This is a genomic window from Paenibacillus sp. ACRSA (assembly GCF_022346845.1).
In the GTDB taxonomy this organism is placed as follows: Bacteria; Bacillota; Bacilli; order Paenibacillales; family Paenibacillaceae; genus Paenibacillus.
In genome coordinates this window covers 193141-218261 of record NZ_JAKRNP010000003.1, presented here as the reverse complement: position 1 = coordinate 218261, position 25121 = coordinate 193141, and the positions used below count along the sequence as shown (strand labels likewise).

Sequence of the window (25121 nt, the reverse complement as noted above, 5' to 3'; positions counted from 1 at the left end):
TTCGTTGGTGAAACGGTTTTTCCTGAGTATAATGAAGAAAAACCTGAAGAAAAACTGTAGGAGTTCAGAGATGGATTTCATATTTTAGTGAAGGCGATGAAAGGCTGGGACGGTTGTGGAAGTGACAGAACATTATATCCAACTTAGGTTAATCTTCTCCCATGTACATGAAGAGGAAGAAATAGAGATAACGATGGGTGAATTAGCAACTCATTTGTGCTGCACCATGCGTAATATGAATCTGATCATGAATAAGTTTTTGGATAACGGCTGGGTCAGATGGAGCCCGCAGCGGGGAAGAGGCAAAAAGTCTATACTTGTTTTTTGTTTACCGTTACACGACGTGGCTGGGGACTGGTTTGAACGTCTACTACATAACAACAAAATAGAAGAAGCATACGCACTGGCTGCATCATTGCCGTTTCTCATCCGAGAAAATTTAATGCATAGACTACAGGGACAATTCGGTCTTCGTTCAGATCATGGTGCTCGGGGGAGAGTGGACACACTCCGCATTCCTCAGGAGACGTCGTTCGAGACGTTAGATCCTACCCAGGCTGTTGTATGGGGCGATGTGGGGATCGTTGCAGAAGTGTATGATCGCTTAGTGCGTTACAATGCAGAGCGCCATGTCTGTGAGCCAGGGCTTGCGATGGCATGGGAGAGCAACGCAGAGGGAACGGAATGGACATTTTATTTACATAAAGGTGTGCTCTTTCACCATGGCAGAGTTCTGGAAGCAGAGGATGTACAATTTACATTTGAACGCATCCTATCCAGCATGGACAACCCTTGCAAAGCCTTATTCGGCTCGATTCAGAGGGTGGAAACGTTTGACGATTTGACGGTTCGCTTTGTGCTGAATGCACCCAATTTTATGTTTCCTGATTTGATGAGCAGCATTAATGCTTCTATTCTGCCAAGAGATGTGGAGATAAGCCCACTTCATCCGATTGGAACGGGACCTTATCGTTTGGTTCGCAACGATCCGAACATCTTAGTCTTGGAGGTATTCTCTTCCTATTTTCAAGGCCGTGCGTTTATTGATCGTGTAGAGATCTGGCAGCTTCCTCAAGCAGGGCGGGGGGAATCCATGATCCGACAGGAACTATTCCCAGACGGTAAGCCACATGCGGTACAGCATGAAGTACAGGGCGGGGTTTTTATGACGTTTAATATGCGCAAAAGAGGCCCTCATCTCGATATATCCTTTCGTCGTGCCATACGAGAGCTTATGCACCCACAAGTCATGGCGGATGCTTTGAATCGATCATCGATCCAGCCGACATCTAGTTTGGTGCGCAAGTATGATCGAGGAAACCAGCAGGAGGAAGAGAGGTATCTGTTCGATGCAGATAACCACCTGAGAGAAGAGAAGATGGAACAACAGAAGTGGACTGAAGTAAATGAAGCTGTAGATGTAGGCGTAGGTGTAAGTGCAGATGTAGATACAGGTGTAGACGAACCTTCTCTCGTTAGCGCTTCGGCATGGTTGAAACGTAGCCATTATGCAGGAGAGATGGTGAACGTGTGGGTTGAAGAGGGCGTGAACATGGAGCATGACATGGTTTGGTTTGCTAAGCGATGTGAACAGATTGGTCTACATGTAAACATCGTACCTGGTGATGTGGTCAAGGCCATTTATCATGATGAATTACAGGCGTATGACCTCATATACACTGGAGAAGTTTTTGACGATCATGTGATGCGAAGTCTCGTTACGATGTACACGTTCCAAAATACGATCTTTCTCAGTGTAATGGATGATCATTGGAGGCTTGAGTTAGAACGAGAGTGCGGTCAGATCGTGGCGATGCAGGAGCCAGAGGATCGGATGGAGAGTTTGCTACAACTGGAGGATCGGTTAATTCACGAGGCGTTATTATTGCCTGTGTATAGCTTCAGGGAGGAGCATTCACATCATCCATCGCTACGAGATTATCGCGTGATGGGATATGGGATGCCTGACTTGCGACGGTTATGGGTCAAGCGAAGTCCTAATGCTTCGGAAGAGTCTTCCAGCTATTCGGCCTATATCCCGTTGTGGTAGAAGTTCACTACAACGGGATGGTCGAATATTAGATAGAAGGACGTTTAATCTGTATTTGAATCCTACCTTAAACTCAAGCGTAAGATGCTGCTCAAGGTATTAGGCTTTACTTTTGGGCATCAATATCAACATTAACAGTAACATTAGCTTTTGTTTTAGTTTTAGTAAACGTAATTTCATTTGTATTGGGCTCCATCAGTAGTGGAATGTGAAGAGAATGGGTATGGTTTTGATCATCTAACGTGAACGTGAATGGGAGCTTTTGTTCCTGTCCCTGTTGAACAAGCTCAACATCGAAGGTTCCGTTGCCAATGTATTTCATGCTCATATCTAAATTGTTAAATGTTGCTCGTAATCCGTCCTCAGTAGTGGATTCGATCAGGATATCACCATAGCCCAGATGGGTGTATACGCCAATATATTCGGATGCGGGACGATCCAAGGGTTGAACTTCCGTTTTCTCGAAATCTGTTGTCTCCTGCTGCTCAGATCCGACAGAGGCTGTACCTTCTGTTGCTTCGGATTCGTCCCCTGGTTGAGTACCCTCCCCATCGATTAGTTTGGTCAATCTATCGCTCCAGTCGATTGTTTCCAGTTCAAGTAATCGATCAATAATGTGATAGGAAACGGTATAAGGCACTACGCTGCCATTGCTATTACATAGCACAACGACGCCAATCTGTTCATCTGGCAGGAAGGCTACTTGGGAGGTAAAGCCGTCGATTCCTCCGCCATGATGGATCATCCGATGACCGCGATAAGATTCAATAATCCATCCCAATCCATAGGTGCTAATCGGAACTTCTTCACTACGGAATGACGAATCACACGGCATATGTGGGTCATGCATGGTCTGCATTTCCTCCATGGAAATGAGGGCTCTGCCATCATGCTGTCCTTGATTCAATTGAAATTTTAACCACGTAATCATATCTATAAGATTGCTGTTAATGGAGCCAGCAGGGCCAATCGTATCGATATTGCGATAAGGAATTCGAATGTGCTGTTCATCCTTCTCCATATAAGGCAGTGCATATTCAGGTTGAAGCTGCATCAGATCAACGGATAACACGCTTGAATTCATCCCTAGTGGGCGCAGCAACGAATCTTCTAATACGCTCTCCCATGACGAGCCTTTTATTTGCCCAACTAGATAACCTGCCGTCATATACATCATGTTCTGATACTGCCACTTATTTCTGAAATCCTCATTAGGCTCCAAGTATCGTAGACAATGAACGAGCTCTTCTCTCGAACGAGGTGAGTTATACCAAGCCATCTCATGTCTTGGAAGTCCAGAACGGTGGCAGAGTATATCCCGGATCGTAAGCCGCTCCGTCGTTACCGGGTCGAACATTTTGAAATCAGGCATATACTGCACAACAGGCGTGTCCCAGTTCAATTGATTTTGATCTACAAGTATAGCGGCAGTCGCTGCTGTGAAGGCCTTGGTAGATGAACCGATTGGAAAAAGCGTGTTAGGAGTTACGCCAAGCTTGGTTTCTAGGTCGCGATAGCCATAACCTTTTTGCCATATCACCTCATTCTTGTGCACTACCGCAACGGCTGCGCCCACACCATTCCAATGTTTCATTTGTTCTTCTACAAAATCATCCAACCCTTCCAGCAATGAGTGAAGATCCGTTGTCGTCATCTGTTACCCTCCAAATGTATGAATTAGGTTTCTGATACAAACAAGATGATTGTACTCCAGTAGTTGCTTCCCTATATTAACTATCCCTTTTCTATACAGAAAAAGCATCCTTCCCTAGACGGATTTGATCCTAGACCTCCGGTATAAATTAGAACAGGTGATGCTTGTCAAACTAGTCCGCATAAATCGAACAAGTCCCTCATAGACATGTACTAATCAAGTAGGGGTTCTGCTGCAAGCACAGCCCTGAAGTGAAAACAGTGCTAAAGGGGATGATGTCATGCGCCGAATATCATGGATGCTTGCCATGGTATTGGTCTTATCGGCCTTGCTTGCTGCTTGTGGGAAAAAGGATGCGGCAGCCGTGGTCAAAGATCTGAACGAAGTCGTAGGAGAGATGGAAAGTTATCAGGGGGCAGGCGTGATGACGCTGCACACTGGAGATACGCCGCAGCAGTACAAGGTCGAGGTATGGCATCAGAAGCCTTCCTATTATCGAATCGCGTTAACGAATGCGAAGAAAGATGTAACTCAGATCGTATTACGTAATGATGAGGGTGTGTTCGTACTCACACCGAGCCAGAACAAGAGCTTCCGTTTCCAAAGTAATTGGCCAGACAATCAAGGACAGGTTTATTTGTACGAAACATTGATTCGCAGCATTACGGGAGATTCGACTCGCCAGTTTGTAGATGAGAAGGATAGCTACGTGTTCGATGTTGCTGCCAATTACAATACGCATGCATTGGTTAGACAGAAAATATGGCTGAACAAGGCCGATTACGCTCCTAAACAGGTTGAGGTATCCGATTCCAATGCCAATGTTGTGGTCGATGTAAAATTCGACAATTTCAAATTCGGTGCTGAATTTGGTAAGGATGCGTTTGATATGCAGCGTAATATGACTGCGGCTACAGAAGGAAATGGGAACATCGGAGCAAGCAGTGAAGGTTCACCTGCCACAGATCCTCAATCTTCAACGGAGCAACAACCAGCATCCGATTCGAGTGGTGAAGTAAGTGACGGTCAGACTGGTATTAGTGGAAGTGATGAGCAAGAGGGGGCACAAGACCCAGCGAGCACAGATCAAGGAGCAGAAGAGCCAACGATGACAGCGCCAGAGGAGAGCGAAGGGTTTGGTGTTGTTGAACCAACCTACGTCCCTGAAGGTGTGAAACTGAAAGATGATCAGATTGTAGAAGAATCAGGTAACTATTCTGTACTGCTGCGCTACGAAGGGATGTATAACTATACGATCTTTGAAGCTAGACCACAGGACAGAGCTGTATCGCTTGCGCCATCCAGCGTTGTGGATCTCGGATTCACGTTGGGCATGATGAGTGGAGACGCATTGAAAACTCTTACGTGGATGTACGATGGAATCGAATACCGGATTACAAGTGCAGATCTACCCGAGAATGAAATGAAACAGATTGCATTATCCATGCAGGAGCAATCCGGAAAATGATATTATAGTGGACTTTTCGAACAATTCTTTAAAGGTATAGTTGTCATATCAGAAGGAATGCTAAGAAGCATCGGAGACCTATTCTCCGGTGCTTTTGTGTTGTGCACGGCTGCAACGCTGGTCGCATAGAATGATGATGCACATCAGTGGTAATATGGGATCGAAACATGGAAATACACAAGCTTGAATAGGCTTGGAAATCTCAATAATTCAAAAGACGCTTCTACGCACGAGGAACCGGGTAAGTAATACGGTATAGACGGACATATTCGATCGTGGGATGAGAAAATGATCTGACGATGTTCAGTCTATCTGCCGTTTTCTTCCTTAATCTCCGGCTGCATGATGACAAGGTCATTGCATTTGAATGAAGCACATATTTAACTCATTTGACAGTCACATGTTAGAGCATTACGATGGAGTCTGATGCGTGAGCCGGATTAAGACGATTAGAGAAGGTGACATAACGTGCAAGAACAATATCGGCCGACCCAAGCGGAAATTAACTTGGATCATCTGTGTGACAACGTAGAAGCTTTCCGTGAGGCATTGCCGAAAGGGATGAAGCTCCTTGCTTGTGTTAAGGCCAACGCTTATGGACATGGAGCTGTAGAGACAGCGAGAGGACTTGAACAATATGGAGTCGATTATTTGAGTGTTGCTTTTCTAGATGAAGCGCTCGAATTGCGTCAACATGGGATCAAGCTTCCGATTCTCGTGTTAGGCTACACACCGCCTGAAGGTGTTGCTGTAGCTTGGGAACATGATATTACAATTACCTTGTACAGCCGGGAAGTGCTGGATGCGATTCGAAACCTGAATGCATGCACATCCACCGGGAAATTGAAGGTGCATATTAAAATGGATAGTGGTATGGGGCGGCTAGGCTTGCTACCTGGTAAGGATGCAGTAGCCTTCGTACAAGAAGTCGCTTCGCTGGATCAGGTAATGCTCGAAGGCATGTTCACTCATTTTGCGAAGGCAGATGAAGCAGACAAGACCTATACACTGGAGCAGTATCGACGGTTTCAAAGCGTTGTAGAAGCGCTGAAGGATCAGGGATGTGTCATCCCGATTATACATACGGCAAACAGTGCCGCCGCCATTGATACACCGAGTCTGTCCTACGATATGGTTCGAGTGGGCATCAGTTTGTACGGATTGTATCCGTCTACTGAGGTGAATCATCAGGTGGTGAAGCTGTCTCCGGTATTGACACTGAAGACAAAGGCGGTTCTGGTCAAAACGCTGCCACCCCACTGGGGCGTCAGCTACGGAACACGCTATGTTACACAGGAAAATGAACGAATTGCGACCCTGCCTATCGGCTATGCAGATGGATTCTCAAGAATGCTGACAGGCAAAGCACAAGTGCTTGTACGTGGACGCCGTGTTCCCGTTGTCGGTACGATCTGCATGGATCAGTGTATGGTGTCGCTACAATCTTTCGCTGAAGAAGCGGAAGAAATTCAAGTCGGCGAAGAGGTTGTCCTCATCGGCCACCAGTCTGGCGAATGTATAACCGTAGACGAGGTGGCCGCCCAGCTAGGTACGATTCCATATGAAGTGATCTGTATGATGGCACACCGTATTCCGCGGATCTATCTGCGGGATGGTATAGAGGTTGCCAAGGTTAATCCACTTTTGTCCTCCTAATAGGTTAACTGGACGCTATTTACAATAAACTTTTTTTAGAACAGAAGGAAAACTGTCGGAGCATCTCGAATTATGTATGACGATAAGGATTTATAATCCTGGAAAAGAGATGTTTGGTCTGTACGAATATTGTTCCCCGTGTTTATAATGGAGTACAGCATACTTGATATACGCGGGGCATATATATTCCTTTGTATAAAAGTTCTGGAAAAACGTAATACTGGTTCACAATGGCGAAAGGTTTGTGGGGGTGGAAGAAAGGTGGCCAACTTGCAGAACACCAAGCGAATCATGATCAGTCTGCCTGATCATCTTTTGCAGGAAGTGGATGGCATCGTAGCGCTGGAGAACTCCAACCGCAGCGAATTGATTAGGCAGGCCATGAAGCTGTATCTGACGGAACGGAAGAAGCGGTATATCCGTGAGTCTATGCAGCGTGGGTACATGGAGATGGCGAAGATTAACCTGACCATGGCATCCGAGGCCTTTCACGCGGAGGAAGATGCGGACAGCACTCTGGACCGCTTAGTTAGCGGGGTGTAGACATTGATCGTAAAACGCGGTGACGTTTTTTTTGCGGATCTTTCTCCCGTTGTCGGTTCCGAGCAAGGTGGAGTCAGACCGGTGCTGGTCATCCAGAATGACATCGGTAATCGATTCAGTCCAACTTGTATTGTGGCGGCGATTACCGCCCAGATCCAAAAGGCAAAGCTGCCGACGCATGTAGAGATTGATGCGGCGGCACACGGCTTTGACCGGGATTCGGTTATTTTGCTCGAACAAATACGGACGATTGACAAGCAAAGATTGACTGACAAGATTACTCATTTGGACGAGGAGACCATGAAATTGGTTAACGAAGCCTTACAGATCAGTCTGGGCTTGATCGATTTTTAAAGGTGGAGCAGTGGTTTGAGACTGCCAGCCAGCCGTTGACAGCGGGAAGTGCCTTAGGTGTTCTAAGGCATAACCAATTTAAGTGTGTGTTCAGAAGATCCCTTTTGAACAACCACGTTATAGTGCATGTTCAAAAAGGTCGATCTTCAGCACCTTTTAGGGCAGTAATTCACAGGAGCGTACAGCAGCCAATCGGCAGCGGTACGCTCTTTTGAATAAAGCTGGATGAAAGCGTAGAACATTGTCCATCTTTTCGCTATAATGAAACCTGAGAAACCGTTTACCCAAAAGACAGATATATAGAGGTGGAGGAGACATATGAGCATTTATATCAATCAGGAGAAACTACAATTTCATTTACAAACTCGCAAGGCAAGTTATGTGTTTCAAGTATTGCCTTCAGGATATTTGGTGCATTTGTACTACGGTAAGAAATTACGCGATACCGATCTGAGCTGGTTGCATGTTCGTACAGAGCGCGCATCTTTTAGCCCTAACCCGGTGCCAGAGGATCGAACGATCTCTTTCGACACATTGCCAGTGGAACTGCCAGTGTATGGGACGAGTGATTTCCGTAACCCAGCCATCCAACTCCAATTGGAAAACGGCTCAACCATCTCGGAGTTTACCTACACAGGTCATCGCCTGGAGAAGGGGAAGCCTTCCCTTGAAGGACTACCAGCAACATATGTAGAAGCTGCGGATGAAGCAGAGACATTGGTCATTGAATTGCAAGACCGTGTTGCTGGCATCAAAATCGAGCTTTCTTATACAGCCTTTACAGCATTTAATGCGATTACTCGTTCGATGCGTGTAGTGAATGAGAGCGCTACCTCAGTCAATGTCTTGCGTGCGCTTAGTTCCTCAGTTGATTTCCCACACGCAGATTATGAATTGCTGCAATTGTCGGGTGCTTGGACACGTGAGCGCGACATCGTTCGCAGACCGCTTGCTTCTGGATTGCAAGGCGTAGAGAGTCGCCGTGGTTCGAGTAGTCATCAGCAGAATCCGTTTATTGCCTTGATGACGCCAGGTACGGACGAAGACCAAGGTGAGGTATATGGATTCAGCCTCGTTTATAGTGGAGGCTTCACAGCACAAGCGGAAGTGGATCAATTCTTCACGACACGTGTGTCGCTCGGAATCAACCCGTTTGACTTTAGCTGGAAGCTGGAGCCACAAGAAGCATTCCAGACGCCTGAGACCGTTATGGTGTACTCTGATGCAGGTCTTGATGGCATGTCTCAGTCCTATCACGAGCTTTATCGTGAGCGTCTTGCACGCGGTCAATTCCGCAACGCAGAACGCCCTGTTCTTGTTAACAACTGGGAAGCAACTTACTTTGGCTTCGATGCAGACAAGATCGAACAGATCGCACGTGCAGGACAGAAGCTGGGTATTGAGCTGTTTGTATTGGATGATGGCTGGTTTGGACATCGGGATAGCGATAACTCCTCGCTAGGTGACTGGATCGTAGATAAGAATAAGTTACCTCAAGGTCTGGACGATCTTGCGAATCGAGTGACGGGTCTCGATATGCAGTTTGGACTGTGGTTCGAGCCTGAGATGATCTCGCCTGATAGTGAGCTGTATCGTGCACACCCAGACTGGTGTCTGCATGTACCTGATCGTCGCCGTACCGAAGGACGCCAGCAGCTGGTACTCGACTTCTCCCGTCAGGATGTGCGTGATGAGATTGTACGCATGCTGAGTGACGTACTGGGCTCTGCACCGATCTCCTATGTGAAATGGGACATGAACCGAAATATGACGGAAGTAGGCTCCGCGTTACTGCCAGCAGATAGACAACGTGAGACAGCACACCGTTATATGTTGGGATTGTATGAGGTAATGGAGAAGATCACGAGCAAATTCCCGCATATCCTGTTCGAAAGCTGTTCAGGTGGTGGCGGACGCTTCGATCCAGGTATGCTCTATTACATGCCTCAAACTTGGACAAGTGATAATACGGATGCGGTATCCCGTCTGCGTATTCAGTATGGTACGAGTCTCGTGTATCCAGTAAGTTCGATGGGTTCACACATCTCTGCCGTACCGAATCACCAGGTAAACCGGATTACATCATTGGAAACGCGTGGACATGTAGCGATGTCAGGGAACTTTGGCTATGAGCTGGACTTGACTCGTTTCACTGAGGAAGAGAACGAAATTGTAAAAGCACAGGTTGAACTGTACAAAGAAATTCGGGGTACAATTCAATACGGAACATTCCGTCGCTTGCTCAGTCCGTTTGAAGGAAATGAGACGGCATGGATGTTCATCGCACCGGATGGCAGCGAAGCTGTCGTGTTCTACTTCCGTGTGTTGTCTGAGCCGAATGCACCGTTGCAGCGCCTGAAGCTCAAAGGATTAGACCCTGACGCGGATTACCGTCTGAAGGGCAGTGAAGAGACACTTACTGGCGATGCCTTGATGTATGGCGGTATTGCAGTTGGTGCAGCGTCAGGAGACTACCTGAGCGAGATGTTCCGTTTCGAGCGAGTATAATTTAGAAGCTATATCAAATGAACTAAAGCGTATTACACTTGCCACTCCGATGACAGAATAACCTTCCGATCGCTGTTATCCCCAGATTTTTTTGATTTCCCTTCTCCTGAGGGAAAAATCCGGGGATAGCGTATGCTTCCGAAGTAGCTTTCTTTCAGAAAGCTTTTAGGCGAACGGTTCGCTTCTTCACGTTATTTCTGTCCTCTCCGTTCTCGTGTAATTTACGAAGTTCATTTGATATAGCAAATCCAAAGTAATACTTCGCTTTTATAATTAGTATGATGAAGACCGGGATGCGTCGAAACGACGTTTTCCGGTCTTTTTTTTGCCAGGACATTGCATGATAGCTGCCGATAAACGGGGGTATCGGGATTGGATGAACTTGTAAGCTCGCCTCATGCTGGAAATTTGAACGGGATTTTGTGATAATATAGGGAAGAAGAATCTGCACACGTGTGGATTCCATACTGTGATTATTGCAGCGAAGCTGCCCTGATCGTGCTTCTAATGATCGATTCAGGAAGGAAAGAGGGATTTATTTGTCTGAACAGGAAACGGTTCTGGAACCTAATGAAGAAACGATAAAGGCTGAACGCCACGAGCGAATCATCAAGCAGGTAGCCAAGGAATTATCGCTACCCCTGAAGCAGATCCGGACGACGTCCGAGCTTCTGGATGAAGGCAACACAATTCCGTTTATCGCTCGTTACCGTAAAGAAATGACTGGAGAGCTGGATGAGAACCAGCTACGAAATATTGAAGAGCGTATCGTATACTTGCGTAACCTCGAAGACCGTAAAGTAGAAGTTATTCGTATTATAGACGAACAAGGCAAGCTGACGAAGGAACTGAAGCAGTCCATCACTCAGGCTGTGAAGCTGCAAGAAGTCGAGGATCTGTATCGTCCATATCGTCAAAAGCGTAAAACGCGTGCCAGCGTAGCCAAAGAGAAGGGTTTGGAGCCGCTCGCTACTTGGATCTGGAGCCAGCCTAAACAGGGAGATGCCCTGGAAGAGGCAGCGCGTTATATCAGTGCTAAGCTTGGCGTAGATGACGCAGAGGCTGCGTTGCAGGGAGCTAAGGACATATTAGCTGAGAACATTGCGGATGATGCGGCCATTCGTGCGTGGATTCGCCGCTATACGTTGGATCACGGAATGCTGACTTCGGAAGCGAAGGATGCGGAGCAAGAGTCCGTGTATGAGAATTATTATGATTATCGTGAATTAGCGAAAAAGATGCCGCCGCACCGGATCTTGGCGATTAACCGCGGTGAGCGTGAAAATATTTTGAAAGTCGGTTTGGACGTGGCAGCAGATCCGGCTCACCGTCATATGGAAGGACAGATTATTAAGGGTGCTTCTGTTGTACAGGACATTTTGCGTGCAGTAATTGAAGATGCTTATAAACGTCTAATCGCACCTTCCATTGAGCGTGAAGTTCGCGCAGAATTAACGGAAAAAGGGGAGACCCAGGCAATTTCCGTATTCTCAGCTAATCTTCGGAACCTGTTGCTCCAACCGCCGATCCATGGCAAACGTGTGCTTGGTGTCGATCCTGCCTACCGTACAGGCTGTAAGCTGGCAGTGGTTGATGATACGGGCAAGCTGCTTGAGGTGGCTGTAACTTATCCAACCCCACCACATAATAAGAAACGTGAAGCATCAGAAGTGTTCCACCGGATGATTAAACAGTATGATATCGGTCTGATTGTAATCGGGAATGGTACAGGATCTCGAGAAACCGAGCAGTTTGTTGCCGAGATCATTCAGGAGAATGGCGATGAAAGTCTTGTCTATCTGATCGTTAATGAAGCTGGCGCAAGTGTGTATTCTGCATCTAAGCTGGCTCAAGATGAGTTCCCGGATCTGGACGTTGCTGAGCGTAGTGCGGCTTCCATTGCTCGTCGAGTACAAGATCCGCTGGCAGAATTGGTCAAAATTGATCCTAAAGCCATTGGTGTAGGGCAATACCAGCATGACGTTTCTCAGAAAGTTCTCGAAGAGAGCCTCAAAGCTGTTGTTGAGTCTGCCGTTAACCATGTTGGTGTTGATGTAAACACCGCATCTCCTTCACTGCTGTCCTATGTAGCTGGAGTGAATGCAACCATTGCGAAGAACATCGTGAAATACCGGGAAGAGAACGGTCGCTTCACGAATCGCCGTCAGTTGCAGAAGGTGCCTCGTCTCGGAGCCAAAACTTATGAGCAATGCGTTGGCTTTATGCGGATTGGTGAAGGGGAGAACCCACTCGATCGCACACCAATTCACCCAGAGTCCTACAAGGTTGTGGATCAGTTGTTCAAGGAGCTTCAAGTGGAATTGGACAAGCTTGGCAGCAAAGAACTGGCTGAACTGTTGTCTGAGCAAAAGGCTGATCAGTTGGCTGTAAAACTGGATGTCGGTGTGCCGACACTTCGCGACATTTTGGACAGCTTGCAGCGTCCGGGCCGAGATCCACGTGAGGAAATGCCATTGCCAATCTTCCGTACAGACGTATTGAAGATTGAGGATCTCGTTGAAGGTATGGAACTGCAGGGTACGGTTCGTAATGTTATTGATTTTGGTGCCTTTGTAGATATCGGTATTAAGAGTGATGGACTTGTCCACATCTCACAGCTCAGCAATGGTTATGTTAAACATCCGATGGATGTGGTTTCCGTCGGGGATAATGTAACGGTATGGGTTATGAATGTAGATACCAAAAAAGGCCGTGTAGGTCTAACGATGAAGAAACCAGCTTCAGCTAAGTAGTTTCTTTAAAGTGCCTTTGGAAACGATAGAATAGCCTTCCCTAGTGACAATGTCATTAAGTATTTTTATCTTAATGACATTGCGCTTAGGGAAGGCTGTTTTTGGTCTGGTTGGATTGTCCTGTGGGCTAATTACCATTCGATGATAGATCACTTATAATATCAATGTTAAGCTATATAGAGGAAGAGTATTTGATCGGACGGAGAAGGTTAAGCATAACAACGTCGTTCTTAGAGTTCGCTGTCCGCGCTGCGTACCGTACCACTTTTCGGTTTGTTACGATAAAAGAACCAACATTCGTTAAGTAGCTTAATCTGGCGGCTGTCTTTTTTGTGGAATGCACGCATGAGTTGATTGCAGAGCCATTGAGGCAAGGGTATCTCCTCCTCTTGCATAATTCATCTGTATGTTAGCATATGTGATAACAGCCTGGCCTGTGCAAATGAACCATTGACATTAGGAAATTCAGGTAGGGTTGAGTTGATTACAGTTAGCGTGCAGTTGTGGACTAGAGGTATATAGCAAACAAAACGCACACCCATAGATGGGGATGCGTTTTGTTTAGGCCGTGCTAACTTTTCCAAGATGAATTCAGTTGAATTATAGCGTTTCCATCTCTTCTTCATACCATTGTTCTAATTGAGCTTGGAGTGCTCGAATTTCAGTGAGTAAGGAAATTAACGGATAATGGCTCTCATGTAATTCGGCAAAACTATGCTCAAGCGCGTTGATATAGTCTAGACCTCCAACAATCGAAAGTTGTTCATCCAGCAGATCCAGTTGGTCACATTCGGCAATTGCTCGGGGCAGAACGGGTACGTTAGGTGCGGTGAGTTTATCGATCTCTTTGTGTAGGCGCAGATTAAGGGCGCTGAGCTGATAAGCATAATCGGCAGGCATTTCTACAAATTGTAATTGTTGTTCCAGTTGCAGGATGACGTAGCGCATTGTAGGCATAACAAGTAATAATCTCCCCTCATACATTCTACTTGACAGTGTAGCCTAGGAAACGGTTAGAATTCAAGTATTATAAGAGGTTGTTTAAAAAGTCCGCTTTTGATTACGAAGGATGCATTAATGCATCTCAGCGTCGAATATGGGATTCAGCCGAAATAAGTGGATGCTTACGAAGGTGTTTCCTTTGGAAACAATGTAGTTGCTCACGTAGTTTTGCCTACGCTCCGCCACTCCATTTCTAACTTCATCCCATCTTCTTGGTACTGAAAACCGACCTTTTTGAACACGTATTATGCGGGAAAACGAATCGTTTAATCGGTGTGAAAGGAGAGGGATCGATGGAGAATGAGGAATTACAACAATGGATTGAACAGGTATCCTTGGATCACTTCGGGGTTCCGTTCACCCATGAGGCGTTGTTTAATCGGCGGCTAACGACTACGGGTGGACGATATATGCTTAAGAGTCATCGGATTGAGATCAATCCACATCAGCTTGAAGTGTATGGGAGAGAAGAAGTCGAGAAGATCATTAAACATGAGCTCTGTCATTACCATCTGCATATTCGTGGACGGGGTTATCAGCACCGTGATCCTGAATTCAAGGCTTTATTACAAAAGGTTGGTGGTTCTCGCTTCTGCCAGTCTCTTCCCGGCAGTAAGGGTCGGAAGCCGCTGCCCTATCGCTATAAACTGGTGTGTAAGAGCTGTGGTACCGAATATTTGCGTAAACGTAAAGTAGATCCCAAGCGTTACCGCTGTGGACGATGTGCGGGTAAATTGAAGATGGTAGATTTATAAGACAAGCCCTTTATTAGAATGGAAATTAGTCTTGTTGACTTGGCCCTTTAATCATGATAAATTGAATCTATTCAAGATTAATATTCCCTGATAGCTCAGTTGGTAGAGCACTCGACTGTTAATCGAGTTGTCACAGGTTCGAGCCCTGTTCGGGGAGCCATTCTTGGAGAGATACCCAAGTGGCTATAAGGGGACCCTCTGCTAAGGGGTTAGGCTGCGTAAGCGGTGCGAGGGTTCGAATCCCTCTCTCTCCGTATTGAATAAACTTCCCTGTAAAGGGATGAGAACCCTAAAGGTTCGTCGAAGCATAAGCTTCGTTAGTGATACTTCGCAGTCTCGAATGAAGTGAGAGTATCCCTCTCTCTCCGTTCTGAATAAAACATGTAAATCCCCACCGGATTGAGCGATAACAGCTCCATCTGGTGGGGATTTTTTGTTGTTTCGATATGCTCCGTTTACTATCATTTTGAATAATCCTGCCTTTAAGAACAACCTCTATAGGGAAATGTTGAGTGCTTCGTATAGCCCTTTCTTACCTGTCTCTGTTAATTCAACGGAGCGGCTTCCCTTCATTTGTCGTGTCCAGTCTAGTTGAGATAATCGACGGTTCAATTGCTCTCCGAGCAAGCCGGAAAGGTGGTGTCGTCGTTCGCTCCAATCCAGACATTTACGAGCCAAAGCACGGCGTGATCCGGGTTTCACCTGAAGCTCGATTCCAAACGAGGCAAACCATTCGTATCCTTTCGTTGTAATCGTATAGTCTTTGTTTTCCTCATCTTCCGGTTCAATTAGATACTCCTCACGCAGCAAAGCCTCACACATGGCGATTCCCAGCTTCCCAGCCAAATGACCATAACAAGTTCTAGCGAAGCTCAGATGCCGCAGTTGATCAGATTGTTTGAGTGAACGCACTTCTACAGGAGGGGCAATGTTGGCCATGGACTCGATCAAAAAAGCAATCTCTTGATTGGCCAAACGATAATAGCGATGTCTGCCTTGTTTCTCAACGACCAATAACCCGCCCTCGACCAATTTGCTCAGATGATTACTTGCTGTCTGGGGAGTAACTTTAGCCATATAAGCAAGTTCGCCTGCAGGTAAAGCTCGTCCATCCAGCAATGCTTCTAAGAAGATGGCGCGACTTGGGTCGGCAATTAATGACGCAATAATTGTTATATTCGGATATGTACTCATACTTCGATGATACTTGAACTATAGGTGTATTACAATCGATCTGAGACGAATGCTCTGGGCTGCGTAAAGAGGAGCTAGGTAAATGAATGGGAATAGGAGAGGAAAAATAGATGAAGCAGGAACAACCACAACTACGGCAACAATCGCAGGAACTGCAACCGAATTATGAAAGTTCTGAACAATCAAATGGAGAACAAGAACGAAGCCCCAATAACGACTCACATTCACAACATATAGGAGATACGCATGATACGGGAACGATACAACCGAGTATTTTATACTATGGTACCCCAGTGATGATGCTTAGCACGCTTAATGAGGACGGTTCGACTAATTTATCACCGTTATCTTCCTCTTGGGCATTAGGGGATTGTCTCGTACTTGGTATCGGGATTCAAGGGAAGGCATACGAGAATCTGATGCGACACCCAGAGTGTGTCGTTAACCTGCCGGAAGCTTCGATGTGGAAACAAGTTGAGGTGTTGGGGAAATTCACAGGTGTAACTCCAGTACCTGAGGCCAAGCAACAGATGGGCTATACATTTTGTCAGGATAAATTTAACGCTACAGAACTTACACCTCAGAATTCAGTCGAGGTTGTGCCACAGCGAATTGCAGAATGCCCGATCCAGATTGAAGCTTCTGTCCAGCACATTCGTATTCCGGAGCATACACCTTATATGGCTATTGTGGAAGTAAAGGCGATGAAAGTGCATGCTCATTCCAAGATCATCTCAGGCACAAACAAAATTAACCCCGAGGCGTGGCGACCGCTTATCTATAACTTCCGGCATTATTACGGGCTCGGAGCGAAGTGTGGAGAGAACTTCCGGGCGGAGAAGGTGTAAGGGGACTAGTATCATAACCTCATATTTTGGACAAAAGTAAACAAGCACAGACTCTTAGAAAGAGACTGTGCTTGAATTTTATGTTTTGATATACGCACACTATGAGTGGGCTGTTACAGATTACCTTCGCTAACACCTGCTGGTGGGTTGATCGGTTTACCTTCAAGTACGGAATAGATAGCATGAGCTACGCCGTGCTCTACATTGGTCAATGTGATAGTTTTAGCTAGTGCTTTAATTTCCGGTTCTGCGTTGCCCATCGCGATTCCGAGCCCTGCCATTTGCAACATGGATACGTCATTGAAGTTGTCCCCGATCGAGACCGTATCTTCCATAGCAATGTTCAGATGAGCTGCAAGCTTAGACAAGGCATTACCTTTGGACACATCAGGATGCTGCATCTCGAAGTTGTGTTCAGAAGATACAACCATCGCGACATCTGAACGTGCTGCAAAGTATTGTCTACCTTCACGTAATTGATCCGGATTCATGGAGAAGGCCATAATATTGTAAATGTGTGCTTCTGCAGGGATTTCCTGATGTGAGTTCACACGGTGGTAATCCTTTTTGTCGTAATGCTTCTTAACAGCTCGGATGAGGCGTGCAACGTCCTCGCTAGGGCTTGCGCCTAGAATACGATCCATCTCGGCAAGCATCGCATTATGACTGTTAATTGGAGCATAGATCCCCTGCTGCGTGGAGGCTTCATAATAACAATCGTGATCCTCCAACCACTGCATAACAGAGGCAGCTGTTTCGCGTTCCAATGGGAGATGGAAGAGACGTTCTCCATTCTCATCATGGATGGTTGCGCCATTTGAACCGATAACCGGTGTTTTAATTCCTCCTTCTAGAGAAATAGTAACAACATCGGAATACACGCGACCTGTCGCAATCGTCACCCGTAGACCTTCTTGCTGTGCACGGTGAATTGCGGCTGCGTTCTCAGGGCTAATCTGGCTGTCTCTGTTTAATAACGTTCCATCTAAATCTGTAGCAAACAATTTCATATACTTACAACTCCTTATCTTCTGTAGGTTCAGGAATGAGAATCTCGACTTGTTGTTCGGCTAGAAAAGTGCGCCATTCCGGCGATGGCCATTGGTTCGTAATTAATATGTCTACCAGTGACCAGTCGGCAAAGCGATAACCGTAACGTTTGTTAAACTTAGAATGGTCTGCGAGTACAATAACTTGTTTGGCTGCTTGCATCATACGGTATTTAATCTTGCCTTCTTCTTCGGAGGCGCTGAAGCCATCCATGGTAAGACCACCAATGCCGATGAAAGATTTGTCTACATAATAGTGAGAGAGGGTTTCGATCACAGGAGCGCCATAAACATAGCGTTGCTCTTTATCAACTTTACCACCAAGCAAACGAATTTCGACGGAGGCATGATTGGAGAGAAGATCAGCTGAATGCATGGAGTTCGTAATGACAGTGCAGGATTTACCGTTAAGGTTCTCGGCACAGGCTTGCACTGTAGTTGAGGCATCCAGGATGATATTCTCACCTTGACGAACGATAGCTGCAGCAAGTTTGCCAATGGCTCTTTTTTCCTCTGAGACATAGAGTAGGCGGTCTTTGTAGGATCTGAATTCTTGCGGAGGAGAGGGGAGAATCGCGCCGCCACGCGTCCGGATAATGCTATCCTGCTCTTCAAGTTTAATGAGATCTCTACGAGCGGTGTCCCGGGATACGTCAAAGAGTGAACCGATCTCCTCGACAGAGATGCGATTATGTTTACGTAAGTGTTCTATAATAAGCTGCATGCGTTCCTCTTGAAACAAACGTGCCGCCTCCTTATGCAGGGATGACCGTGTTATATATCTATATTTTTAATTATAAGTAGTTATAATGTTATTTGCAATATTATAAGTGAATATCAGTTTTTATAAGTAATTTGACGTATCTTTTACATATACATCCGATTCTAATGACATATCTCTGAAAGGCTCCTTATTGATATTCTTAGTTACTGAAAACTTCATCAAAAAAAGTGTTGCACTACTTCGAATGATCGTGGTATACTCATTCTTGTCGCCAAGAAAGACAACTTGTTATTAAGGCCCGTTGGTCAAGGGGTTAAGACACCTCCCTTTCACGGAGGTAACAGGGGTTCGAATCCCCTACGGGTCATATCTTCACCACCTTTTTAATCGAAGGAACCTCGCAAGTCATTGTTCTACGTAAGAGATGATCATGGCACATCAGGGTGAAGTTACAGCAAGAGCCATTAGCTCAGTTGGTAGAGCACCTGACTTTTAATCAGGGTGTCGAAGGTTCGAGCCCTTCATGGCTCACCATTTTTACAATTGAATATGCGGTCGTGGTGGAATGGCAGACACGCTATCTTGAGGGGGTAGTGGGCGTACGCCCGTGGAGGTTCGAGTCCTCTCGACCGCATCATAGTATTATGAAATAGACTCTCATGGTTATCCATGGGGGTCTATTTTTGTCTAAAATCCAGTGTACGGATTTATCGTAGGATTAGTGGCTGAGGATTCATGGAGGTTGTGGTATAATTATGTATATTGTGTTGTCCGTGATTCATTAGGATAAGAAGATTATTATCGTTGGAAGGCGGTCCTGTATGCAGTCAATATATGAGCGAATTGAACACCTGATTGCTGAACGAGGAATGACGAAGAAGGCTTTCTGTCAACAACTGAAGATTAGTACAGGTAATTTGGGTGATTGGAAACGTGGGAAGTCCACGCCGAGTACGAATAAACTGATTGAGATCGCTGCGTTTTTTGATGTGAGTCTGGACTGGCTCATGATTGGTCGTCCGTCGAAGGAAGCGATGGTACGGGAAAAACGAGAGGATTATTTTTTTGACGTGTTGCGGCAATTGAATTGCCAAGAGAGTGAATTATCGACTGAAGAGCAGTCTTTTATTAGTGAATACATTGAGTTTACCCGCTACCGTAAATCGAAGGAGAGTCGAAATACTCAGGAATTCCGTTATGAGAAAGAGCGCAAGACGGAAGAGGATGAATCGCTCTAGCTTGAGTACTTATTTAGTCTGTGGTTTTCCTCAGGTTTTTCCCTTTGAAGAAGAGAGTTTATTTTGTTCGTTGTATATAGCTTTTACCTATGAGAAACGCTTGAATACCCGTTGTTATGCGGGTACTCAAGTTTTTTTGTTGTTTCTCATAAGAAGTTGTAGATCGTATATTCATTTACGGAAGGTTAAAGCTCCTCTACCAAGTAGTTGGGGGCGAATTGTATTCCAGATGTGCAGGCATTGTTCTTGGAGCTCCCAAGCTGCGGTGCCGAGTATACGGACGCCGATCCCACCAGTGGCCAGTAGACTGGCTCCAGCCAGCATGCGTCCATCTGGGGGGAGGGCTGAACGTATGAGCTCTAACTGTGTTGCCCCGAGATTGGGGGCGATCATCCACAATGCTGCGGTATGAGTGTAGTGAAGTAAGGCGGCAGATTGTCTAGGGTTGTTGAATGTTGGTTCTAATCCGAATCGATCCCAGACTGCAAGTTTTTGCCCTTGCCAAATCTCTGTTAAACTGCGATACGTATTGAATTGAAAAGCCTCTCCCCGGTGAATGCGTCCCGCTGACCAGATATCCGCATAGGCAAGTATGCAATTTCCCTCTAATTCAAAGGTGGCGTGAAGTGAGGAAGAACTGCCTTTGAACGGGATAACGCATTCCGGAAAATACTCCAGCACCGCCCCGTGCTCCAACCGGAAGTGATGATGGATTGAAGAAGGGAGAGATGGTGTTGGGTGAAGGCGAGTGGCTGACGTGCTACTCAGCATCACATGAGTGTCTTGGCCTAAATGCCAGTTGGAATGATAGTGATCTCCATTCAGGACGCCTGGCGAGACATCGGAGGTATAAATGCAAAGTCCATCTCTGTCGCCGGGTGAACGAAAGGAACGGCTGAATCGAAGAGGGGCGCTGTAATATCGATCTGTCATGACGGTGCGCCCGCCTTGAAGGGCGAAAGTTGCCTGTAGCTCGCTGCGACGCATCACGGCTCCTTCGACATGAATGTCCGATTCGATTGTACCTTCTGATCGTGAGGAATTAGGCTTAATGGGTGTGGGTGGAACCGTGGCCATGTGTATGTGGATGCGCAGCGGCATCGTCATCCATATATTGATGTTCAAGCCAATGGACAATCTCGGAGACACCTTCGCCACTCATTAGATTAGACATGACATAAGGGCGTCCTTCGCGTACTCGCTCAGTATCTTCCTGCATGACCTGTAAGCTTGCACCGACATAAGGCGCGAGATCGGTCTTGTTGATGAGCAGTAGATCGGAACGTGTAATACCGGGTCCTCCTTTACGAGGTAATTTCTCCCCTTGAGCAACGTCAATAATGTAGATGAAAACATCTGCTAGTTCAGGACTGAATGCCGCTGATAGATTATCCCCGCCGCTTTCAATAAAGATGAGTTGCAGGTCAGGGAAACGTTCAATTAATTCGTCAACAGCTTCGAAATTCATAGAAGCATCCTCGCGGATGGCGGTGTGAGGACAGCCGCCTGTTTCGACACCAATAATACGTTCGGGTGCGAGTGCGTTTTGGCGTAGTAGGATCTCAGCATCCTCTTTGGTGTAAATATCATTGGTAATCACTGCGAGACTATAACGGGTACGCAGTGCCTTGGATAACTTCTCTACCAATGCGGTTTTGCCTGAACCTACGGGGCCTCCGATTCCAATCCTCATCGGACGACTCCGGTCAAACGTTTTGCGTTCCCATTCTGGGTGATGTGTATGATCTGCTCCTCCGCACATAACCATTCCTCCTCCGTTTTTCCTTCAAGATTGAGCGTGTATGAATGCCCTTAGAATCAGGACATAAACAGACGGGCGGGTAAACTTTCATGCCGCATGGCGTAGATTTCTTGCGCGATACCAAAACTATGCATGTCATCTGGAGCGTCGCCGCGGACTTGGTTCCATTCAAGTTCAATGACGTCTAATAGTGTATGGATGAGCATTTGAGCTTCGGTCTGCCCGATGGGCAGAAGGCGTAATGCGCTGTTCACATAGGCGTTGACGGAAGTGTAGAGATGTCCGATGACGGCTTCGTCCAATCCGATATCCAACCTGTGATTAATGTGACCGTGAACGGTTGTGATCCCGCAAAAGGCACCGTGCTCATGGATGGCGGTGTCGATAAGGGGAAAGTCCATCTGTGGATAGAGTGAGCGTGCTAATTTCAGTAGTCGCTTACCCATTTTATGTCCGCTTTCCCTGAGTTCGCGTGGTGTGCGCTGGGCGTGAACCTGCTTGTCATAGAGGGCGAGAAGGGCTGCGTTCTCCTGATCCATTGCCTCGTAAACACCCTTGATCGCAAGCCCGTCGAGGCGAACAAGGCTAGCGTGGAGTTGGCTACGAATGAATGCTTCGAGTTCGCCCGTTGTTCGCACGGTGCCATCATGAGTGTATGCCTCCAAGCCGAATGAATGTGAGAATCCGCCGATAGGCAGAGCAGAGTCCAAGAGTTGAACGTAACGAAGTAGCTTCGTGCCACTATGCATCATGAGAAGCTCCACCCCTTTGTCAAAACATGAAATAACGCTGAGCCATAGGTAATTCGTCTGCGGGTTCACACGTAAGGAGTATACCGTCGGCGCGCACCTCATACGTTTCGGGATCTACTTCAATGATGGGAGTCACATCGTTGTGAATCATGTCTTTCTTATTTACTGTACGGCAGCCCTTCACAGGCTCGACACGCTTGTGAAGCCCGAGTTTTTCTTTGATGCCGGCATCTGCCGCAGCTTGGGAAACGAAAGTGATGGAGCCTTTGGGCAATGCGCTGCCATAAGCGCCGAACATGGGTCTGCCAAACACGGGTTGAGGTGTTGGGATTGAAGCGTTGGGATCACCCATCTGGGCAAAAGTGATCATACCTCCCTTGATTACCATCTCGGGTTTGACGCCGAAATAGGCGGGATTCCAGAGTGTGAGATCGGCGAGTTTACCAACTTCGACGGAACCCACGAGATGACTGATTCCGTGAGCGATAGCTGGATTAATTGTGTACTTGGCGATATACCGCTTGATGCGATCGTTATCAGCTGGTGAATCTAGATTGATGTCCAGTTTGCCACGTTGCTTTTTCATTTTGTCTGCCGTTTGCCATGTTCGTATGATGACTTCTCCAACACGTCCCATAGCCTGGGAGTCGGAACTGATGATGCTGAATACACCAAGATCATGCAAAATATCTTCAGTGGCGATCGTCTCGGGTCGGATTCGAGAATCTGCAAAAGCGACATCCTCAGGGATAGACGGGTCTAAATGGTGGCAGACCATCAGCATATCCAAATGTTCTTCTACTGTATTTCGTGTGTAAGGTCTGGTGGGGTTAGTGGAAGAAGGGATGACATAGGATTCACCGGCTGCTCGAATAATGTCGGGTGCGTGGCCGCCGCCTGCGCCTTCTGTGTGGTAGGTGTGTATGGTGCGACCGTTAATGGCTGCGAGTGTGTTCTCCAAGAATCCGGTTTCGTTCAAGGTATCAGTATGAATGGCTACCTGCATATCATGCTCGTCAGCAGCGGTCAGACAGGCATCGATTGCACTTGGGGTTGTACCCCAATCTTCATGGAGCTTGAGTCCAATGACCCCTGCTTGAATCTGTTCAATTAAAGGGGCTGTAGTGGAGCTATTTCCTTTACCGAGAAAGCCAATATTCATAGGGAAGGCTTCTGCTGATTCTAGCATGCGATGGATGTGCCAAGCTCCTGGTGTGCAAGTTGTTGCTTTTGTTCCTGTGGCTGGCCCTGTGCCGCCGCCAATCATGGTGGTAACACCAGAAGATAATGCCGTCTGAATCTGTTGTGGACAGATGAAATGAATATGGGTATCAATCCCGCCTGCAGTTACGATCATTCCTTCGCCAGCAATGATTTCCGTGGAAGCACCTATAATGAGTGAGGGATCGACACCGTCCATCGTATTGGGTTGCCGGATTTTCCTATGGCGCAGATGAGTCCATCGCGGATGCCGATATCGGCTTTGACGATCCCCCAATGATCAATAATGATTGCGTTGGTGATTACAGTATCAGGGGTGCCATCACTACGAAGGGCAGATGCGGATTGACCCACGCCGTCGCGGATGACTTTGCCACCGCCGAACTTGCTCTCGTCTCCGTAGATGGCATAATCTTGTTCGATCTCAGCCCAAAGTTCTGTGTCTGCTAGTCGAACGGCATCGCCGGTGGTGGGTCCGAACATGGAGGCGTATTGCTCGCGGCTCATTGATTTCATGCAGAATCACTTCCATCCTGCTTCGGTGGGGCGAAAGTGTTCAAGAACGTGTCTAGCTTCTGAGAGTCGGGAGGATGGTCTATGGCACCTTCGGTTAAACCGTTAAAACCATAAATTTGTCGTTTGCCGCCAAATGTCGTAAGCTCGATGGGTTTCTCTTCACCAGGCTCAAAACGAACAGCGGTACCTGCCGGGATATGCAGGCGATGTCCATAAGCGGTTATGCGATCGAATTCCAATGCGGCATTAACCTCGTAGAAATGCACGTGGGAACCGACTTGTACGGGACGATCCCCACGGTTCAAGACAAGTAATCGCACTGTTGGGCGATTGGGGTGACAGATGATTTCGTCCTGCTTCAAACGATATTCACCAGGAATCATGATGTTCTCCTGCCTTTCTTAGCGTATGGGCTCGTGTACGGTAACGAGCTTTGTGCCATCGGGAAAAGTAGCTTCTACCTGTACCTCGGGAATCATATCGGGTACACCTTCCATGCAGTCCACACGTTTCAGAATGGTACCGCCGTATCGCATCAATTCTGCAACACTCATTCCGTCACGCGCGCGCTCCATGAGTTCAGAGGTCAATAGGGCGATAGCTTCGGGAACATTCAACTTAAGTCCTCGGCCTTTGCGTTCTCGGGCGAGGTTAGCGGCTACGGTAACCAGGAGTTTTTCTTTTTCCTGCTCAGTCCAATGCAATGTAATCCGACCTTTCCTCATATGAAGTCAGTCTTGAACTTTTTTTGAAGACGAACGAGAGTATGTTCATCTGATATAGAATAATATGTTAAATATACTCACACAGGGTAGGTTCATTGTCAATGGGATTTGAATATTATTGGAATTTTATCATCGTTATAATCGATTAATGTGTTAAGTATACTAACATTTGAGTTTGGTGTTTTCTTTGAATATCACATTACCAGGGGGCTGGGATGTTTGGGTTGGTACGTGTATTAACAAGATGACGTGAAAAGAGGTGGCTGGTTGGGGATGAGAATAAGGTGGGAGTTGAGGAGTTGAAGGGATTTCTTCGAGGTAAATCGTCCGAAGGCATTCAGCCTTCGGC

At 46.7% G+C, this 25121-nt stretch carries 21 protein-coding genes, 5 tRNA genes and 1 pseudogene; 15 read left to right on the top strand and 12 right to left on the bottom strand.

Annotated features, from left to right (window positions below; all coding sequences use genetic code 11):
• The first annotated feature begins 121 nt into the window (after positions 1 to 121).
• The gene (locus MH215_RS10685) at positions 122 to 2050 is read left to right on the top strand and encodes an ABC transporter substrate-binding protein (RefSeq protein WP_239290127.1); all 1929 of its coding nucleotides are present in this window, start codon (positions 122 to 124) and stop codon (positions 2048 to 2050) included.
• A gap of 106 nt (positions 2051 to 2156) precedes the next feature.
• Here MH215_RS10685 and MH215_RS10680 read toward each other — a convergent pair whose 3' ends face one another.
• Positions 2157 to 3704: a serine hydrolase gene (locus MH215_RS10680; protein ID WP_239290126.1), complete on the bottom strand. Its 1548-nt coding sequence runs from the start codon at positions 3702 to 3704 to the stop codon at positions 2157 to 2159.
• Between the two features lie 280 nt (positions 3705 to 3984).
• On the opposite strand from MH215_RS10680, the gene MH215_RS10675 reads away from it, so the two are divergent.
• The 6 genes from MH215_RS10675 (at position 3985) to MH215_RS10650 (ending at position 12986) form a co-directional block, all read left to right on the top strand.
• Positions 3985 to 5172: a DUF4367 domain-containing protein gene (locus MH215_RS10675; protein ID WP_239290125.1), complete on the top strand. Its 1188-nt coding sequence runs from the start codon at positions 3985 to 3987 to the stop codon at positions 5170 to 5172.
• Between the two features lie 468 nt (positions 5173 to 5640).
• The gene (gene alr / locus MH215_RS10670; protein ID WP_239290124.1) at positions 5641 to 6828 is read left to right on the top strand and encodes an alanine racemase; all 1188 of its coding nucleotides are present in this window, start codon (positions 5641 to 5643) and stop codon (positions 6826 to 6828) included.
• Positions 6829 to 7089: 261 nt separating this feature from the next.
• A complete protein-coding gene (locus MH215_RS10665; protein ID WP_056699650.1) occupies positions 7090 to 7371 on the top strand; it encodes a CopG family ribbon-helix-helix protein in 282 nt (93 codons plus the stop codon).
• A gap of 3 nt (positions 7372 to 7374) precedes the next feature.
• Complete coding sequence (locus MH215_RS10660) at positions 7375 to 7725, top strand: type II toxin-antitoxin system PemK/MazF family toxin (protein ID WP_024630714.1); 351 nt, start codon at positions 7375 to 7377, stop codon at positions 7723 to 7725.
• Between the two features lie 318 nt (positions 7726 to 8043).
• Positions 8044 to 10233, top strand: coding sequence for an alpha-galactosidase (locus MH215_RS10655; RefSeq protein ID WP_239290123.1), 2190 nt, complete (start codon positions 8044 to 8046; stop codon positions 10231 to 10233).
• A gap of 539 nt (positions 10234 to 10772) precedes the next feature.
• Complete coding sequence (locus MH215_RS10650) at positions 10773 to 12986, top strand: Tex family protein (protein ID WP_275446079.1); 2214 nt, start codon at positions 10773 to 10775, stop codon at positions 12984 to 12986.
• Positions 12987 to 13216: 230 nt separating this feature from the next.
• Here MH215_RS10650 and cmpA read toward each other — a convergent pair whose 3' ends face one another.
• The gene (cmpA, locus tag MH215_RS10645) at positions 13217 to 13360 is read right to left on the bottom strand and encodes a cortex morphogenetic protein CmpA (RefSeq protein ID WP_128100760.1); all 144 of its coding nucleotides are present in this window, start codon (positions 13358 to 13360) and stop codon (positions 13217 to 13219) included.
• Between the two features lie 226 nt (positions 13361 to 13586).
• Positions 13587 to 13943, bottom strand: a complete 357-nt coding sequence (locus MH215_RS10640; protein ID WP_056699640.1) for a hypothetical protein — start codon at positions 13941 to 13943, stop codon at positions 13587 to 13589.
• Positions 13944 to 14281: 338 nt separating this feature from the next.
• Here MH215_RS10640 and MH215_RS10635 point away from each other — a divergent pair, with 338 nt between their 5' ends.
• The 3 genes from MH215_RS10635 (at position 14282) to MH215_RS10625 (ending at position 14997) form a co-directional block, all read left to right on the top strand.
• The gene (locus tag MH215_RS10635) at positions 14282 to 14743 is read left to right on the top strand and encodes a SprT family protein (RefSeq protein ID WP_239290122.1); all 462 of its coding nucleotides are present in this window, start codon (positions 14282 to 14284) and stop codon (positions 14741 to 14743) included.
• Positions 14744 to 14827: 84 nt separating this feature from the next.
• Positions 14828 to 14903 (top strand) — tRNA-Asn (locus MH215_RS10630).
• A gap of 5 nt (positions 14904 to 14908) precedes the next feature.
• Positions 14909 to 14997 (top strand) — tRNA-Ser (locus MH215_RS10625).
• Between the two features lie 241 nt (positions 14998 to 15238).
• Here MH215_RS10625 and MH215_RS10620 read toward each other — a convergent pair.
• Positions 15239 to 15937: an ArsR/SmtB family transcription factor gene (locus tag MH215_RS10620; protein ID WP_239290121.1), complete on the bottom strand. Its 699-nt coding sequence runs from the start codon at positions 15935 to 15937 to the stop codon at positions 15239 to 15241.
• A gap of 110 nt (positions 15938 to 16047) precedes the next feature.
• On the opposite strand from MH215_RS10620, the gene MH215_RS10615 reads away from it, so the two are divergent.
• Positions 16048 to 16785: a flavin reductase family protein gene (locus MH215_RS10615; protein WP_275446078.1), complete on the top strand. Its 738-nt coding sequence runs from the start codon at positions 16048 to 16050 to the stop codon at positions 16783 to 16785.
• 113 nt (positions 16786 to 16898) lie between these two features.
• On the opposite strand, the gene MH215_RS10610 is transcribed toward MH215_RS10615, so the two are convergent.
• Positions 16899 to 17795, bottom strand: a complete 897-nt coding sequence (locus MH215_RS10610; protein WP_239290120.1) for a Cof-type HAD-IIB family hydrolase — start codon at positions 17793 to 17795, stop codon at positions 16899 to 16901.
• A gap of 4 nt (positions 17796 to 17799) precedes the next feature.
• Entirely contained in the window at positions 17800 to 18576 is a 777-nt protein-coding gene (locus tag MH215_RS10605; RefSeq protein ID WP_145050496.1) for a DeoR/GlpR family DNA-binding transcription regulator, read from the bottom strand.
• A 277-nt stretch (positions 18577 to 18853) separates the two neighbouring features.
• Here MH215_RS10605 and MH215_RS10600 point away from each other — a divergent pair.
• The 4 genes from MH215_RS10600 (at position 18854) to MH215_RS10585 (ending at position 19796) form a co-directional block, all read left to right on the top strand.
• Positions 18854 to 18925, top strand: a tRNA-Glu gene (locus tag MH215_RS10600).
• Between the two features lie 91 nt (positions 18926 to 19016).
• Positions 19017 to 19092: transfer RNA gene (locus MH215_RS10595), tRNA-Lys, on the top strand.
• 17 nt (positions 19093 to 19109) lie between these two features.
• Positions 19110 to 19192, top strand: a tRNA-Leu gene (locus tag MH215_RS10590).
• Positions 19193 to 19379: 187 nt separating this feature from the next.
• Positions 19380 to 19796 carry a helix-turn-helix domain-containing protein gene (locus MH215_RS10585; protein WP_056699627.1) on the top strand — a complete coding sequence of 139 codons (417 nt, stop codon included), beginning with the start codon at positions 19380 to 19382 and terminating at the stop codon, positions 19794 to 19796.
• Between the two features lie 171 nt (positions 19797 to 19967).
• Here MH215_RS10585 and MH215_RS10580 read toward each other — a convergent pair whose 3' ends face one another.
• From MH215_RS10580 to MH215_RS10555, 6 genes and pseudogenes are all read right to left on the bottom strand, one after another.
• Positions 19968 to 20783, bottom strand: coding sequence for an urease accessory protein UreD (locus tag MH215_RS10580; protein ID WP_239290119.1), 816 nt, complete (start codon positions 20781 to 20783; stop codon positions 19968 to 19970).
• Between the two features lie 61 nt (positions 20784 to 20844).
• Entirely contained in the window at positions 20845 to 21558 is a 714-nt protein-coding gene (ureG, locus tag MH215_RS10575; protein WP_239290118.1) for an urease accessory protein UreG, read from the bottom strand.
• A gap of 56 nt (positions 21559 to 21614) precedes the next feature.
• On the bottom strand, positions 21615 to 22310 hold the full coding sequence (locus MH215_RS10570) for an urease accessory protein UreF (protein ID WP_239290117.1): 696 nt from the start codon (positions 22308 to 22310) through the stop codon (positions 21615 to 21617).
• A 19-nt stretch (positions 22311 to 22329) separates the two neighbouring features.
• Positions 22330 to 24047, bottom strand: a pseudogene (gene ureC / locus MH215_RS10565) (urease subunit alpha).
• Entirely contained in the window at positions 24044 to 24430 is a 387-nt protein-coding gene (locus MH215_RS10560; RefSeq protein ID WP_239290116.1) for an urease subunit beta, read from the bottom strand. Before MH215_RS10560 ends, ureC begins: the two are co-directional and overlap by 4 nt.
• Before the next feature lie 18 nt (positions 24431 to 24448).
• Entirely contained in the window at positions 24449 to 24772 is a 324-nt protein-coding gene (locus tag MH215_RS10555; protein WP_481857430.1) for an urease subunit gamma, read from the bottom strand.
• Positions 24773 to 25121: the final 349 nt, after the last annotated feature.

Coding starts and splice junctions, on each gene's coding strand:
- ureG (WP_239290118.1), bottom strand. CDS start 21,558: ATGTGCGGAGGAGCAGATCATACACATCACCCAGAATGGGAACGCAAA.
- MH215_RS10675 (WP_239290125.1), top strand. CDS start 3,985: ATGCGCCGAATATCATGGATGCTTGCCATGGTATTGGTCTTATCGGCC.
- MH215_RS10585 (WP_056699627.1), top strand. CDS start 19,380: ATGCAGTCAATATATGAGCGAATTGAACACCTGATTGCTGAACGAGGA.
- MH215_RS10560 (WP_239290116.1), bottom strand. CDS start 24,430: ATGATTCCTGGTGAATATCGTTTGAAGCAGGACGAAATCATCTGTCAC.
- MH215_RS10610 (WP_239290120.1), bottom strand. CDS start 17,795: ATGAAATTGTTTGCTACAGATTTAGATGGAACGTTATTAAACAGAGAC.
- MH215_RS10640 (WP_056699640.1), bottom strand. CDS start 13,943: ATGCCTACAATGCGCTACGTCATCCTGCAACTGGAACAACAATTACAA.
- MH215_RS10570 (WP_239290117.1), bottom strand. CDS start 22,310: ATGATGCATAGTGGCACGAAGCTACTTCGTTACGTTCAACTCTTGGAC.
- MH215_RS10615 (WP_275446078.1), top strand. CDS start 16,048: ATGAAGCAGGAACAACCACAACTACGGCAACAATCGCAGGAACTGCAA.
- MH215_RS10620 (WP_239290121.1), bottom strand. CDS start 15,937: ATGAGTACATATCCGAATATAACAATTATTGCGTCATTAATTGCCGAC.
- MH215_RS10655 (WP_239290123.1), top strand. CDS start 8,044: ATGAGCATTTATATCAATCAGGAGAAACTACAATTTCATTTACAAACT.
- MH215_RS10555 (WP_481857430.1), bottom strand. CDS start 24,772: ATGAGGAAAGGTCGGATTACATTGCATTGGACTGAGCAGGAAAAAGAA.
- MH215_RS10635 (WP_239290122.1), top strand. CDS start 14,282: ATGGAGAATGAGGAATTACAACAATGGATTGAACAGGTATCCTTGGAT.
- MH215_RS10580 (WP_239290119.1), bottom strand. CDS start 20,783: ATGCGTCGCAGCGAGCTACAGGCAACTTTCGCCCTTCAAGGCGGGCGC.
- MH215_RS10680 (WP_239290126.1), bottom strand. CDS start 3,704: ATGACGACAACGGATCTTCACTCATTGCTGGAAGGGTTGGATGATTTT.